The organism is Streptomyces sp. NPDC088766 (genome assembly GCF_044750845.1).
Taxonomy (GTDB): Bacteria; Actinomycetota; Actinomycetes; order Streptomycetales; family Streptomycetaceae; genus Streptomyces.
Genome location: NZ_JBIVKQ010000038.1, coordinates 52,286 through 66,823, shown reverse-complemented (window position 1 = coordinate 66,823; position 14,538 = coordinate 52,286). Strand labels below are relative to the sequence as shown.

The 14,538-nt window shown below is 71.8% G+C and carries 12 protein-coding genes and 3 pseudogenes; 2 read left to right on the top strand and 13 right to left on the bottom strand.

The features are described 5' to 3' along the window. From ACIP5W_RS33935 to uvrC, 12 genes and pseudogenes are all read right to left on the bottom strand, one after another. Positions 1-308: pseudogene (locus tag ACIP5W_RS33935) on the bottom strand (glucose-6-phosphate isomerase); the annotation flags it as partial. A gap of 283 nt (positions 309-591) precedes the next feature. Beyond that, positions 592-927, bottom strand: coding sequence for an RNA polymerase-binding protein RbpA (locus ACIP5W_RS33930; protein ID WP_356569151.1), 336 nt, complete (start codon positions 925-927; stop codon positions 592-594). A 210-nt stretch (positions 928-1,137) separates the two neighbouring features. Beyond that, on the bottom strand, positions 1,138-1,368 hold the full coding sequence (gene secG, locus ACIP5W_RS33925; RefSeq protein ID WP_363087377.1) for a preprotein translocase subunit SecG: 231 nt from the start codon (positions 1,366-1,368) through the stop codon (positions 1,138-1,140). A gap of 112 nt (positions 1,369-1,480) precedes the next feature. After that, positions 1,481-2,257, bottom strand: coding sequence for a triose-phosphate isomerase (tpiA, locus tag ACIP5W_RS33920; RefSeq protein WP_401481606.1), 777 nt, complete (start codon positions 2,255-2,257; stop codon positions 1,481-1,483). A 6-nt stretch (positions 2,258-2,263) separates the two neighbouring features. Continuing rightward, a complete protein-coding gene (locus ACIP5W_RS33915; protein WP_401481604.1) occupies positions 2,264-3,487 on the bottom strand; it encodes a phosphoglycerate kinase in 1,224 nt (407 codons plus the stop codon). Between the two features lie 132 nt (positions 3,488-3,619). After that, on the bottom strand, positions 3,620-4,630 hold the full coding sequence (gap, locus tag ACIP5W_RS33910; protein ID WP_401481603.1) for a type I glyceraldehyde-3-phosphate dehydrogenase: 1,011 nt from the start codon (positions 4,628-4,630) through the stop codon (positions 3,620-3,622). A gap of 229 nt (positions 4,631-4,859) precedes the next feature. Further along, positions 4,860-5,042, bottom strand: a pseudogene (locus ACIP5W_RS33905) (hypothetical protein); the annotation flags it as partial. Next, positions 5,021-5,546: pseudogene (locus ACIP5W_RS33900) on the bottom strand (IS200/IS605 family accessory protein TnpB-related protein); the annotation flags it as partial. The pseudogenes ACIP5W_RS33905 and ACIP5W_RS33900, both read right to left, overlap by 22 nt. Positions 5,547-6,083: 537 nt before the next feature. Then, entirely contained in the window at positions 6,084-7,073 is a 990-nt protein-coding gene (gene whiA, locus ACIP5W_RS33895; RefSeq protein WP_189718300.1) for a DNA-binding protein WhiA, read from the bottom strand. After that, on the bottom strand, positions 7,064-8,131 hold the full coding sequence (gene yvcK / locus ACIP5W_RS33890; RefSeq protein ID WP_366062538.1) for a uridine diphosphate-N-acetylglucosamine-binding protein YvcK: 1,068 nt from the start codon (positions 8,129-8,131) through the stop codon (positions 7,064-7,066). Before yvcK ends, whiA begins: the two co-directional genes overlap by 10 nt. Continuing rightward, the gene (rapZ, locus tag ACIP5W_RS33885; RefSeq protein ID WP_401481600.1) at positions 8,128-9,246 is read right to left on the bottom strand and encodes an RNase adapter RapZ; all 1,119 of its coding nucleotides are present in this window, start codon (positions 9,244-9,246) and stop codon (positions 8,128-8,130) included. Before rapZ ends, yvcK begins: the two co-directional genes overlap by 4 nt. Beyond that, entirely contained in the window at positions 9,243-11,339 is a 2,097-nt protein-coding gene (gene uvrC / locus ACIP5W_RS33880; RefSeq protein ID WP_401481598.1) for an excinuclease ABC subunit UvrC, read from the bottom strand. Before uvrC ends, rapZ begins: the two co-directional genes overlap by 4 nt. Positions 11,340-11,612: 273 nt before the next feature. On the opposite strand from uvrC, the gene ACIP5W_RS33875 reads away from it, so the two are divergent. Then, positions 11,613-12,689 (top strand): hypothetical protein, encoded by a 1,077-nt coding sequence (locus tag ACIP5W_RS33875; protein WP_401481596.1) that lies wholly within the window; start codon positions 11,613-11,615, stop codon positions 12,687-12,689. 19 nt (positions 12,690-12,708) lie between these two features. Here the strand turns inward: ACIP5W_RS33875 and ACIP5W_RS33870 are convergent, their stop codons facing one another. After that, the gene (locus ACIP5W_RS33870) at positions 12,709-13,134 is read right to left on the bottom strand and encodes a Rieske (2Fe-2S) protein (RefSeq protein WP_401481594.1); all 426 of its coding nucleotides are present in this window, start codon (positions 13,132-13,134) and stop codon (positions 12,709-12,711) included. 359 nt (positions 13,135-13,493) lie between these two features. On the opposite strand from ACIP5W_RS33870, the gene ACIP5W_RS33865 reads away from it, so the two are divergent. Further along, positions 13,494-14,405: a carbohydrate kinase gene (locus tag ACIP5W_RS33865; protein ID WP_401481592.1), complete on the top strand. Its 912-nt coding sequence runs from the start codon at positions 13,494-13,496 to the stop codon at positions 14,403-14,405. The last annotated feature ends 133 nt before the right edge of the window (positions 14,406-14,538 follow it).

The window sequence follows — 14,538 nt, the reverse complement described above, 5'->3', positions numbered from 1 at the left end:
AACGCGGTGTGCAGCACGGCCCGGTCCTCGGTGATGTTGATCCGCTCACCACGGAACATCGCGTCCCGCAGCCGGAACACACCGGTCGCAGCGGCCAGCTCGCGCAGCAGCCGCAGCGTCTCGTCGGTGACGAGCTGCTTGGAGTAGTCGATGTGCAGGTCACCGACCCGCAGTGTGTACCCGCTGCCACGCCCGGGGTCGGCGGCGAACAGCTCGCGCAGCTGCGCCTCGCCGAGTTCCTCGCGGTGCCTGGCCAGAGCGGTCCACTCGGGCGTCTGATTGAGCCTCGTACGGCCGTCTGCGTTCATGTCGGACCCAGCCCTCTTCTCTCACCTGTCCGTGCCGCGCATCTTGTCCCGCTGCGGTCCCAACCTAATTGATCAGCACGTGACGTGAGCTGTCGTGAGACCGTCCAGGGGTGCGACAAGAGGTACGTGCGCGCGGCCCGCGGGTGTCAGCGCGGCGGCCGACGGGGTGAAAAAAGGAAGGTGAGGGCAGCAGAGCAGCACAAGCTGCCCGTCCGGCGGTCGGCCGCCGGTGCGCGAAACAGGTGCGGCCAAGTGCCGCGGGCACCTGGCCGGTCCAGAACTCCTAGATCTCGCCCCGCAGTTTGGCGAGCGCCTCGGCGAGGATCGCCTCGCCGTCCGCGTCGCTGCGCCGCTCCCGCACATAGGCGAGGTGCGTCTTGTAGGGCTCGGTGCGCGGCGGAGCCGGGGGGTTGTCCCGGTCCTGGCCGGCCGGGAAGCCGCAGCGCGGGCAGTCCCAGGTATCGGGCACCTGTGCGTCGCTGGCGAAGCTGGGCTGCGTCTCGTGCCCGTTGGAGCACCAGAAGGAGATGCGCGCACGCGGCGCGGACTCGCCGCGCTCGGCCTCGCCCATCGGCCCCGCCCCGACCCGGCTTCCTCGGATCGCGTTGCCACTTGCCACGGTCGTAACTCCCTGCGTGATGGTGCCGCGAAGCGAGTCGGCGTTTCGCTCCGCTGCGAGCGCCTCAGTCTACGTAAGGCCCAACGCGCGTCCAGTGATTGGAGCTACAACCCCCCCACACGTAGACGCAAGCCCCATGATAGGCCGCGCTCAGCTGCGCGTACCCGACATGGGGCCTTACGTACGGAATGTGTGCCTGCGAGAGGCTGATCAGCTGTTCGTCTTCATCATGATGCCGAGGACGATGATGCTCGCGAACCAGAGCAGACCGACCACCACGGTGATGCGGTCGAGGTTGCGCTCGGCGACCGAGGAGCCGCCGACGGAGGACTGCATGCCGCCACCGAACATGTCGGAGAGACCGCCGCCCTTCCCCTTGTGCATCAGCACCAGCAGCATCAGCAGCAGGCTGAAGACGATCAGGGCGATCGAGAACCCCAAAACCACGGCTGGACCAACTTCCTCGGATTCGGATGACGACGGGGGCACAGCTTCCGCGCTGTGCCCCCGCAAGGGTACGACGGATCGCCGCTACCGCATACTCACAGCCCGGTCACCGGTCGCGGAAGCGCACGATCTTGACGAACTCCTCGTGGTCCAGCGAAGCGCCGCCGACCAGTGCGCCGTCGATGTCGGCCTGCGCCATGATCTCGGCGACGTTGCCCGACTTCACCGAGCCGCCGTACTGGATGCGGATCTTGTCGGCCACGTCCTGGGAGTACAGCTCGGCGAGCTTGCCGCGGACGGCCGCGCAGACCTCCTGGGCGTCCTCGGCTCCGCAGACCTTGCCGGTTCCGATGGCCCACACCGGCTCGTAGGCGATCACGACGGTCTCGGCCTGCTCGGCCGGGACGTCCTTCAGACCGCCCTCGACCTGGGTGAGGGTGTGCGACACGTGGTTGCCCGCCTCGCGGACGTCCAGTTCCTCGCCGACGCACAGGATCGGGGTGAGGCCGTGCTTGTAGGCGGCCTTGACCTTGGCGTTCACCTGCTCGTCGGTCTCGCCGTGGTACTGCCGGCGCTCGGAGTGGCCGACCGCGACGTAGGTGCACCGCAGCTTGGCGAGCATCGGGCCGGAGATCTCGCCGGTGTAGGCGCCACCGTCGTGGGCGGAGATGTCCTGGGCGCCGTACTTGATCTTCAGCTTGTCGTGCTCGACCAGCGTCTGCACGGAACGCAGGTCGGTGAAGGGCGCCAGGACGGCGACCTCGACGGCCTCGTAGTCCTTGTCGGCCAGGGCGAAGGCGAGCTTCTGGGTGTGGGCGATGGCCTCGAGGTGGTTGAGGTTCATCTTCCAGTTGCCCGCCATCAGCGGCGTACGGGTGCTCATGCGGGGTCAGTCCTCCAGTGCGGCGAGGCCGGGGAGCGTCTTGCCCTCGAGGTATTCGAGGGAGGCGCCGCCACCGGTCGAGATGTGGCCGAATGCGGTCTCGTCGAAGCCCAGCAGGCGGACGGCCGCGGCGGAGTCGCCGCCGCCGACGACCGTGAAGGCCGGGGAGTCGAGGAGGGCCTGGGCGACCGCCTTGGTGCCCTCGGCGTAATCGGGGTGCTCGAAGACGCCCATCGGGCCGTTCCAGAAGACGGTGGCGGCGTCGGCGAGCTTCGAGGCGTACAGCTTGCGGGTCTCCGGGCCGATGTCCAGGCCCAGCTGACCTGCGGGGATGGCGTCCGCGGCGACGGTGTTCGGGTTCGACGGCGCCTTGGTCCTCAGGTCCGGGAAGGCGGTGGCGGTCACCACGTCGACGGGGAGGACCAGCTCCACGCCGTTCTTCTCCGCACGCTCGATGTACTCCTGGACGACCGGGATCTGGTCCTCCTGGAGCAGGGAGGCGCCGACCTCGTACCCCTTGGCCTTGAGGAAGGTGAACACCATGCCGCCGCCGATGAGGAGGCGGTCCGCCTTGCCGAGCAGCTGGTCGATGACAGCGAGCTTGTCGGAGACCTTGGAGCCGCCGAGGGCGACGACGTAGGGCCGCTCGACGTCCTCGGTGAGCTTCTTCAGGACGCCGACCTCGGTGGCGATGAGGTAGCCGGCGGCGTGCGGCAGCCGGGCCGGGAGGTCGAAGACCGAGGCGTGCTTGCGGTGGACGGCGCCGAAGCCGTCGCCCACGTACACGTCGGCGAGTTCGGCCAGCTGGTCGGCGAAGGCGCCGCGCTCGGCGTCGTCCTTGGCCGTCTCGCCCGCGTTGAAGCGCAGGTTCTCGATGACGGCGACCCGGCCGTCGGTCAGGCCGGCGACGGTGGAGCGGGCGGATTCGCCGACCGTGTCGGTCGCGAACGCCACGTCGGCGCCGAGGAGTTCACCGAGGCGCGTGGCGGCCGGGGCGAGCGAGAAGGCCGGGTCCGGGGCGCCCTTGGGGCGGCCCAGGTGAGAGGCGACGACCACCTTGGCGCCCGCGTCCGCGAGGGCCTTGACGGTCGGGAGCACGGCGCGGATACGGCCGTCGTCAGAGATTTCCACAGTGGTGCCGTCGTTCACCAACGGCACGTTGAGGTCGGCGCGGACGAAGACCCGCTTGCCGGCCACGCCTTCGGAGAGGAGTTCGTCGATCGTCTTCATGTAAGGGGCTCCCGGGAGGGCTCGTGTTCTCCGTGATCGTAGAGAGGGCGGTCTGCACGTGAGTCAGGGCCCGGCGACGCGTTCCCGCGCCGTCCGGGCCCTGCCCTCACATCGAGGTGCCTGATCCGTCGATCAGAGCTGGTTGCCGACGAAGACCGTCAGGTCGACGAGGCGGTTGGAGTAACCCCACTCGTTGTCGTACCAGCCGAGGATCTTCACCGTGTTGCCCTCCTGGACCATGGTCAGGGAGGAGTCGAAGGTGCAGGAGGACGGGTCGCCGACGATGTCCGAGGAGACGATCGGGTCCTCGGTGTAGGTCAGGAAGCCCTTGAGGTCGCCGTCGTCGGCGGCCTTCTTGAACGCGGCGTTGACCTCGTCCTTGGTGACCTCGCGCTGGAGCGTCACGACCAGGTCGGTGGCCGAGCCGGTCGGGACCGGGACGCGCATGGCGATGCCGTCCAGCTTGCCCTTGAGCTGCGGGAGGACCAGGGCGGTGGCCTTGGCGGCGCCCGTCGTGGTCGGGATGATGTTCTCGGCGGCGGCGCGGGCGCGACGCAGGTCCGAGTGCGGGAAGTCCAGGATGCGCTGGTCGTTGGTGTACGCGTGGACCGTCGTCATCAGGCCCTTGACGATGCCGAAGTTCTCGTCGAGGACCTTGGCCATCGGCGCCACACAGTTGGTGGTGCAGGAGGCGTTGGAGATGACGTGGTGGTTCGCCGGGTCGTACTTGTCCTGGTTGACGCCCATCACGATGGTGATGTCCTCGTCCTTGGCCGGAGCCGAGATGAGGACCTTCTTGGCGCCGCCGGCGATGTGCTTCTCGGCGTCGGCCTTCTTCGTGAAGATGCCCGTCGACTCGATGACGACGTCGACGCCGAGGTCGCCCCACGGGATGTCGGCGGGGTTGCGCTCGGACAGGACCTTGATGGTGTGGCCGTCCACGGTGATCGTGTCGGCGGTGTGCGACACCTCGGCCTTCAGGCGGCCCAGGATGGTGTCGTACTTGAGCAGGTGAGCGGTTGTCGCGGTGTCACCCAGGTCGTTGACAGCCACGATCTCGATGTCAGCACCCTGCTCCAGCAGCGCGCGGAAGTAGTTACGACCGATGCGGCCAAAGCCGTTGATGCCTACGCGGATCGTCACGAACCGATCTCCTCGTTGGTACGCCGGCCACGAGGTGCCGGCGAGCTGTATTTGGGATGTCCCCGACCACCCCCGACCCTACCTCTCCGGGGCGGCCGGGGTGACATCGACTTCGCCCATACCCGGCAGGGCGGTCCGTACCCACCAGTAGGGGTACGGACCGCCCCGCCCCGAAGGACCGGTCACCCGATTCGGTCACTCCGTGTCGCCCTCGGCCGACCTCTGCGTGTCAGCAGTCAAGTGAGTAGAGGGCCTTTCCGATGAGCGCGGTGCGGTCGGCCGGCGCGACGACGTGTTCCAGGCCGAAGCCCAGCAGCACGGTGTCGTCGGTGGTGACCGCCCCGTAGGTCCGGAACAGCGTGCCGGTGCGCGCCCAGTCCTTCAGGACGGCCGGGCTGCCCGCACCCGCCCCGCCTCCCAGTCGGCGCGCGCCGCCTGCAGCCGGTCGGTCAGGGCCTGCAGACGGCGGGACTCGGCGTGCCACTCCCGCCGGGATCGGTAACCGCCCGGCGCCTGCCTGCTGCCCTTCGCCCCGACCGGGAGGGACAGCCGATGCGCGATGGTGCGCACCGCCGTTTCCAGGCTCTGGAGGTGCGCGGCCTGGGCGCTCCGGGCCGGCGCCCACTGATCATGGCCGGCCTTGGTGATGGCCGGCCTTGGTGACCGACCCGGCCCACCGCGAGGACGACTCCACCGTCAGGGCCCGCTTGCGCTCCGCCCACTGCTCGTTGTCGTGTTCCAGCCCCGCCGCGCACCGGGCCTTCAGGTCCCGGGAGGCGAGCATGCCGAGGTGGGCACCGACCCGGCGCGGCACCTCCTCGTCCTCGCCGGTCAAATGCTTCAGCCGGTCGCGGACCGCGACCCCGGACGGGCCCGGGGCGACGAACGGCGCCGCCATCTTGCGCAGCCCGCCCACCCCGCCACCCCCGCCCCACGTCAGTCAGCCGAACAACCTGTCACCGCGCCCAACGACCACCCCCCGCACAGGTCATGCATTCGACGGAGAAACCCCTGTTCCCCTCCCACATCGCCGAACGGGCCACAGCACGGACACACACTCATGCGCACCAGAACGCATCCGCGCGCACTCGATCGCCAGGAGTTCACAACCTCCTTGTGTATGTCCGCCACAGTGGCGGACAGAGTCAGGCTCATGACTGTTCATGATCGAGTCAAGGATGCGTCAAGAAGGCGCCGACGGAAGGAAGTTGTCATCGGCGCGAGTGCTCTCAGGGAGAAAAAGGCCGGTGCTCCGGGGGTGAGGACGCCGGTGGTGCGAGGGTGACGACGCCGGTGCCGACCGCCCTCCGAGGGGGTCGGCACCGGGGAGTCGGTGACTCGCGCCGGCCGTCCGGGCCGGGCTCGGCCCGGTCAGGACGTCGGCCGGGGCGTCGGGCGGCCGAGCCCGGTCGGGCCGCCGAACCCGGTCGGGCCGCCGAACCCGGTCGGGCGGTCAGCCCACCAGGTTGTCGGCGAGTTCCTCGCTGAGGTTGGCGTCCGTGCCCGGGATACCGAGGTCCGACGCCCGCTTGTCGGCCATCGCCAGCAGCCGGCGGATCCGGCCGGCGACCGCGTCCTTGGTCAGCGGCGGGTCGGCGAGCGCGCCCAGCTCCTCCAGCGAGGCCTGCTTGTGCTCCATCCGCAGCCGGCCGGCCGCCGCGAGGTGCTCGGGCACCTCGTCGGCGAGGATCTCCAGGGCGCGCTGGACACGGGCCCCGGCGGCCACGGCCGCACGGGCGGAACGGCGCAGGTTCGCGTCGTCGAAGTTGGCGAGCCGGTTCGCCGTGGCGCGCACCTCGCGGCGCATCCGGCGTTCCTCCCAGGCCAGCACCGACTCGTGGGCGCCGAGGCGGGTGAGCAGCGCGCCGATGGCGTCGCCGTCGCGGACCACGACCCGGTCGACTCCGCGCACCTCGCGGGCCTTCGCGGCGATCGACAGCCGGCGGGCGGCGCCGACCAGCGCGAGCGCGGCCTCGGGCCCCGGGCAGGTGACCTCAAGGGAGGAGGACCGGCCGGGCTCGGTGAGCGAACCGTGCGCCAGGAAGGCCCCGCGCCAGGCCGCCTCCGCGTCGCAGGTGGCACCGGAGACCACCTGTGGGGGCAACCCGCGGATGGGGCGCCCGCGGCCGTCCACCAGACCGGTCTGGCGGGCCAGCTGGTCACCGCCCGCCACCACCCGTACGACGTAACGCGAGCCGCGGCGCAGACCGCCGGGCGCCATCACGATCAGCTCCGAGCTGTGGCCGAAGATCTCCAGGATGTCGCGCTTGAGCCGGCGGGCCGCCATCGCCGTGTCCAGCTCCGCCTCGATCACAATGCGCCCGCTCACCAGGTGGAGGCCGCCGGCGAACCGCAGGATGGCGGAGACCTCCGCCTTCCTGCAGCAGGTCCGGGTGACGGGGAGCCGGGAGATCTCATCCTTCACCGCTGCCGTCATCGCCATGGGCCGATCCTTCCATGCATCCGAAAAATACGGTCGTACGCGGCGGCCAACAGCTCCGGGTCGTGCCTCGGGGTGCCGTCGGGCCGGGCCACCGGCGCCAGCTCGACCGCGGCCCCGAACCGCTTGGCGGCATCGGTCAGGGAGTCGCGGTCGGGCACGGCGGCCTCGTCGGCCAGCACCACGTCCAGGGCGAGTTTAGGGGCGTGTCGTCCCAAAACCTCCAAATGACGCTGCGGGGAGAAGCCCTCGGTTTCTCCCGGTTGCGGCGCGAGATTGAGTGAGAGTACCCGGCGTGCCTTCGTCTCGGTGAGCGCGTCCAGCAGTTCGGGCACCAGCAGGTGCGGGATGACCGACGAGAACCAGGAACCGGGTCCGAGCACCACCCAGTCCGCGTCGAGGACGGCCGCCACCGCCTCCGGGACGGCCGGCGGGTCGGGCGGCACGAGGTGCACGGACTGCACCTCACCGGTGGTGAGCGCGACGGTCGCCTGCCCGCGCACGGTGTCGACGTCCTCGGGACGGGCCGGGTCGTGCCCCTTGACCAGCGCCTGGAGTTCCAGCGGTACGGCGGACATGGGCAGCACGCGTCCCTGTGCGCCCAGGAGCTTGCCGACCAGGTCCAGTGCCTGGACGTGGTCGCCGAGCTGCTCCCACAGGGCGACGATCAGCAGGTTGCCGACGGCGTGGCCGTTGATCTCGCCCTGCGACTGGAAGCGGTGCTGGATGACCCGGGCCCAGGTCTGGCCCCAGTCGTCGTCGCCGCACAGGGCGGCCAGGGCCTTGCGCAGGTCGCCGGGCGGCAGCACGCCCAGCTCGTCGCGCAGGCGGCCGCTGGAGCCGCCGTCGTCGGCCACCGTGACGACACCCGTGAGGTCGCCGGTGATCCGGCGCAGTGCGGTGAGCGAGGCGGACAGACCCATGCCGCCGCCGAGGGCGACGACCTTGGGCTGGGTGCCGCGACGGCGCGGTCTGCCGCCCCGGGCCTCGACCGGCCGGCTCGTGCGCCCTTCCGGCGCCGTTCTGCGCAGCCTGCCCAGCCGCGGAGTGCGTCCCGTCATTCCCGTCCCATGTCCCGGTGCACGACCACCGTCTCCACGCCCTCGGCCGCGAGGCGCGCGGCGAGCTTCTCCGACATCGCGACCGACCGGTGCTTGCCGCCCGTACAGCCGACCGCGATGGTCACGTAGCGCTTGCCCTCGCGGCGGTAGCCGGCGGCGACCAGCTGGAGGAGTTCGGTGTACCGGTCGAGGAACTCCTTCGCCCCGGGCTGGTTGAGGACGTACCCGGAGACCTCCTCGTTCAGCCCGGTGAAGGGACGCAGTTCCGGGACCCAGTGGGGGTTGGGCAGGAAGCGCATGTCCACGACCAGGTCGGCGTCCACCGGGAGGCCGTACTTGAAGCCGAAGGACATCACGGTGGCCCGCAGCTCGGGCTCCTCGTCGCCGGCGAACTGGGCGTCCATCTTGGCGCGCAGCTCGTGCACGTTGAGGCTGGAGGTGTCGATCACCAGGTCGGCGTCGCCGCGCAGCTCGCGCAGCAGCTCGCGCTCGGCGGCGATGCCGTCGACGATCCGGCCGTCGCCCTGCAGGGGGTGCGGGCGGCGCACGGACTCGAAGCGGCGGACCAGGGCGTCGTCGGAGGACTCCAGGAACACGATCCGCCGGGTGACGCCCTTGGCCTCGAGGTCGGCGAGGGACTCGCGGAGGTTGTCGAAGAAACGGCGGCCGCGCACGTCGACGACGACCGCGATCCGCGCCACGTTGCCCTGGGAGCGGGCGCCCAGCTCCACCATGGTGGGGATCAGCGCGGGCGGGAGGTTGTCGACGACGAACCAGCCGAGGTCCTCCAGACACTTGGCGGCCGTCGAGCGGCCGGCCCCGGACATGCCGGAGATGATCACCAGCTCGGGGATGGCCGCCTCGGGGATGCCGGGCGGCGTGACGTCGGTACTCACCTGTGCTCCGTCTTCGTGACCTGCGGTGTGCGCGGCGCCGGGGGCGTCCGCGGGGCGTTCGGCCCCGGCGGGGTCCGCGTCGTGCCGGGGGTGGTGCTGAGGGCGATCCTCGCCGGTCCGGCTGTGTCCCTGCTGAGGGGCGGCCCCGGCGGCTGCTGTGGGCGGCGCCGTGGGCGCGGGTTCTCGCTCCGGTGCGGGTCGTGCGTCGTGCTCGGTCATGTCTCCTGCCCCCGTCGGTCTTCCGGGACGCCCGCTGCCACGGGCTCCCCGGGGGAGTCCGCCGTCGTGTCGGGCTCCTCCTCGTCCATGATCTCTCCGGTCGCCGTGTTCACGGCGGGTGCGGGCGGAGCCGCCCGGGTGAAGGCGGCGGCGATCGTCTCGGCCGTCTTGCGGCCGATGCCGGGCACCTCGCAGATCTGGTCGATCGTCGCCGAACGCAGCCTCTTCACCGAACCGAAGTGCTTGATGAGCGCCTGCTTGCGCGTTTCGCCGAGGCCCGGCACGTCGTCCAGCGGGCCGGCGCGGAACCGCTTGGCCCGCTTGGTGCGCTGGTAGGTGATCGCGAAGCGGTGCGCCTCGTCACGGACCCGCTGGAGCAGGTAGAGGCCTTCGCTGCTGCGGGGCAGGATCACGGGATCGTCGTCGTCCGGCAGCCAGACCTCCTCCAGGCGCTTGGCGAGGCCGCAGACGGCGATGTCGTCGATGCCCAGCTCCTCCAGCGCCCGCTCGGCCGCCGCCACCTGGGGCTGTCCGCCGTCCACGACGACGAGCTGGGGCGGGTAGGCGAACCGCTTGGGCCGGCCGTCGTCCTCGGTGAGGCTGCCGGCGACCGGGCCGTCGGCGGCCGCGGCGGGGATCTCGGCGGAGCCGGCGACGGCGTCCGCGTCGCCGTCGACCCACTCCCCCGTCCGCTCCTTGTCGGCGAGGTAGCGGCGGAAGCGGCGGGTGATCACCTCGTGCATCGAGCGGACGTCGTCCTGGCCCTCGAAGCCCTTGATCTGGAAGCGGCGGTACTCGCTCTTGCGGGCCAGGCCGTCCTCGAAGACGACCATGGAGGCCACGACGTCGTCGCCCTGGAGGTGCGAGATGTCGTAGCACTCGATCCGCAGCGGGGCGCTGTCCAGCCCCAGGGCGTCGGCGATCTCCTCCAGCGCGCGCGAGCGCGTGGTGAGGTCGGAGGCGCGCTTGGTCTTGTGCAGGGCGAGGCCCTGCTGGGCGTTGCGCTCCACGGTCTCCATCAGGGCCCGCTTGTCGCCGCGCTGGGGGATGCGCAGCGAGACGTTGGACCCGCGGCGGGCGGTGAGCCACTCCTGGACCGGTTCCAGCGGGTCGGGCAGGGCGGGGACCAGGACCTCCTTGGGCACCGCGTCGCCGCTCTCCGCGCCGTAGAGCTGCTGGAGGGCGTGTTCGACGAGGGCGCCGGTGGTGATCTCCTCGACCTTGTCGGTGACCCAGCCGCGCTGGCCGCGGACGCGTCCGCCGCGGACGTGGAAGATCTGGACGGCCGCCTCCAGCTCGTCCTCGGCGACCGCGATCAGGTCGGCGTCGGTGGCGTCGGCGAGCACGACCGCGCTCTTCTCCATGGCCTTCTTCAGGGCCCCTATGTCGTCGCGCAGGCGGGCGGCCCGCTCGTACTCCATCTCCTCGGCCGCCTGCGCCATCTGCTTCTCCAGACGGCGCAGGTAGGTGCCGGTGCGGCCGGTCATGAAGTCGCAGAACTCGTCCGCCAGCTCCCGGTGGTCGTCGGGCGAGATCCGGCCGACGCAGGGCGCGGAGCACTTGCCGATGTAGCCGAGCAGGCAGGGGCGGCCGGTGCGGGCGGCGTTCTTGAAGACGCCGGCCGAGCAGGTGCGGACCGGGAAGACCCGCAGGAGGAGGTCGACGGTGTCCCGGATCGCCCACGCGTGCGCGTACGGTCCGAAGTACCTGACGCCCTTCTTCTTGTGTCCCCGCATCACCTGCGCGCGCGGGAACTCCTCGTTCATCGTCACCGCGAGGTACGGGTAGCTCTTGTCGTCCCGGTACTTGACGTTGAACCGGGGGTCGTACTCCTTGATCCACGAGTACTCCAGCTGGAGCGCCTCGACCTCCGTGGACACCACGGTCCACTCCACGGACGCGGCCGTCGTGACCATCGTGCGGGTGCGCGGGTGGAGACCCGCCAGGTCCTGGAAGTAGTTGGCCAGGCGCTGGCGCAGGCTTTTCGCCTTTCCGACGTAGATCACCCGGCGGTGCTCGTCGCGGAACCGGTACACCCCGGGAGAGTCGGGGATCTGTCCCGGCTTGGGGCGGTAGCTGGAGGGGTCGGCCATGTCTCACACCCTACTGGCGCACGGTGACAGTCCGACGGGCCTGTGGACAACGGCGCGGGGCGTGCGGGGCAAGGGCGCCGACTCGGCCACGGCCGCGCCGCGTTCCGGCGCCACCTGTTGTCGGGACCATGTCGGCACGCTTCAATGCGGGGAACTCCGGGCAGTGAACCCCGCGCCACGGATGTGAAGGCGCGCCCGCGTCGCCGGGGCGGCCCGGACACTCACACGAACGGTCCGACCAGCCGTCGCGAGCATTCACAGAGAGGCCCCTGCATGCCGCACGCCCCACAGCACGCGGACGCCGACGCGCACACCGCCCCGGAACCTTCCGCGCCGACCGCCACGGAGACCAGCGTGACGGCTGGCCCGGAGACCGGCGTGACGGCCGGCCCGGAGACCGGCGTGACGGCCGGCCCCCGGCCCGTGCCCGGTGTCGCCGCCGAACTGGACGGGGTCCTGAGCGGCGGCCCCTTCCACGTCGCCCTGCGCGCCGCGATCGCCGCCCGGGGGCTGCCCCTCCAGCGCGTCCAGCACCACCTGTCGCGGCACGGGGTCAAGGTCGGGGTCACGAGCCTGAGCTACTGGCAGCAGGGGGCCCGGCGCCCGCAGCGCCCGGAGTCGCTGCGGGCCGTGCGCGCCCTGGAGGAGATCCTCCAGCTGCCGGACGAGTCCCTGATCCGGCTGCTCGCGGAGCCCGACGAGAAGGTGCCCGCCGGACAGCCTGCCGGCCGCACGTACCGGTCGCTCCTGGAGGCCTCGGACGCCTTGGAGAAACTCCTCGTCGAACTGGAATGCCCCCTGGACGGCGGACTGCACACCCTGGGCCACCACGAGCGGGTCCGCATCGGGGCCTGCCGCGAACTGCTGGAACGCAAGTCGGAGCACGTCGTCCGCGCCCACCGCGACGGCGTCGACCGTTTCGTCGCCGTCCACCACGGGGACCCCGGCTGCGCCCCGGAACGGATGTCCGTGCACGCCCTGGAGAACTGCCGGACCGGCCGCGTCCGCCGGCACCACGACACCGGTGTCCTGGTGGCCGAGTTCCTCTTCGACACCCGCCTGCGCGCCGGCGACACCTTCCTCTTCGGCTACGGCGTCCAGGACGGCACCGCCGGGGCCGCCCGCGAGTACGTCCGCGGCTTCGGCGCCCCCGGTGGCCAGTACGCCCTCCAGGTCCGGTTCGACGAGAGCGCCGTGCCGGTGCGCTGCCACCGCTTCACGCGGCACTCCCCGGCGGCCCCGCGCGGCAGCCGTCAGGAACTCCTGCTGAGCCGACGCCACCGCTCGGTGCACCTCGTCGAACCGCGGGTGCGGTCGGGCATGGTGGGCATCGGGTGGGACTGGGAGTGAACGGACGGCCCCCGACGGGTCAGACGGCCGGCCCCGAAACGATCTTGCCGTTCTCGGTCCTGACCGGGAGTTCGTTCAGCGGCACGGTCGCCGGTGCCCGCAGCACCTCGCCGGTCGCGGCGTCGAACTCACTGCCGTGGCAGGGACAGATCAGGGTCGTCCCTTCGAGCTTGTTGATCGGGCACCCCGCGTGCGTGCAGATCGAGCTGTACGCCTTCAGCTCACCGTCCGCGGACCGGCTGACCACCACGTTGTGGTCCCGGTAGAGCTTGGCGCCCCCCTTCGCGACCTCGCCGTCCGCGCCCAGTTCGACGGGCGCGGTCGGTGTGGCGGGCGCGGTGGTCCCGCCGGTCGGTGAACAGGCGGCCAGACCGAGGCCCGCGGCCGGCGCGAGAGCCGCTCCCCGCAGGACGGTACGGCGGGTCGCTGACGGGCGGGCGGACATGCGCATCTCCAGGGTCCGGGGCAGAGGCGGGGCCGACGGTGCGGGACGGCCGTACGGCACGCGGCCGGCGGGCCGCTGCCCCGCGCACGATACCGGCCGGGAGCACACCGGAACGCGGCGGGTTGCCACGGAATGCCACGGGTTGCGCCGAAGCGGCCGTCACGGAGCACACGGGGGTGTGGCGGGGGTCGCGAAGGAGCGCGCGGCCGCGTGGGGTTGTGCGGACGGCGACGCCTGCGTCAGCGTGTACGTCCGCCGTCCGGCGGGGGACCACGCCCGAACCACCGGGCTTCGTGCGACCCTTGGCCACCGACAGCCCGAGCGGTGTGCCCAGCGAGCCACCGGAGAGGAACCGCCCCGTGATCGTCGTCGCCGGTGAGGCCCTGATCGACCTGGTACCGCAGGGCACTGGCGCCCTCGCGGCTCTGCAGCCGGCCCTCGGCGGCGGCCCGTACAACACGGCCGTGGCCCTGGGCCGCCTCGGCTCCGCGACCGCGTTCTGCTCCCGCGTCTCCTACGACGCCTTCGGCGAGGCGCTCCTCGGCGGGCTGCGCGACTCGGGGGTGGACGTGTCGGGGGTGCAGCGCGGCACGGAGCCGACCACCCTCGCGGTCGCCACGCTCGACGGGAACGGCTCGGCCGCCTACTCCTTCTACGTGGAGGGCACCGCCGACCGGCTGTTCACCGCCCCCGCCGGTCTGCCCGCCGGCAGCCGGGCGGTGTCCTTCGGCACCTGCTCGCTGGTGCTGGAGCCGGGCGCGAGCGCGTACGAGGAGCTGATGCGGACGGCGGCGGCCCAGGGCCTCTTCACCGCCCTGGACCCGAACGTCCGGCCCGGTCTGATCCCCGACGCCGACGCCTACCGGGCGCGCTTCAGGAGCTGGCTGCCCTCGGTGTCCCTGCTCAAGCTCTCCGAGGAGGACGCCCTCTGGCTGGGCGGCACCCCGCGTGACTGGCTGGCCGCCGGGCCCTCCGCCGTCGTGATCACGCACGGCGGCGACGGGCTGACCGCCTTCACCCGGGACGGCTCCGTGTATCCGGTTCCCGGCGAGAAGGTCGACGTCGTGGACACCATCGGCGCCGGCGACACCGTGAACGCGGCTCTGCTGCACGCCCTTTCGGTCCAGGACGCCCTCTCCCCGGCGGCGCTCGCGGACCTGGGCCGTGACGGCTGGGAACGGCTGCTGCGCTTCGCGGCCCGCGCGGCGGCGATCACCTGTTCGCGGGCGGGCGCGGAACCGCCGTACGCCCGCGAACTCGGCGAGCTGTGAAACGGCGGCGCCCCCCGGGGGGGGGCCCCCGGGGGGCCGCCCCCCCCCCCCCCACAACTTGGAGGCCGTCGTGGGGGGCGGCGCCCAGGTAGCGGGACCGGCGGGCCGGGTGGGGGCCGCGGGGGGTTGTGGG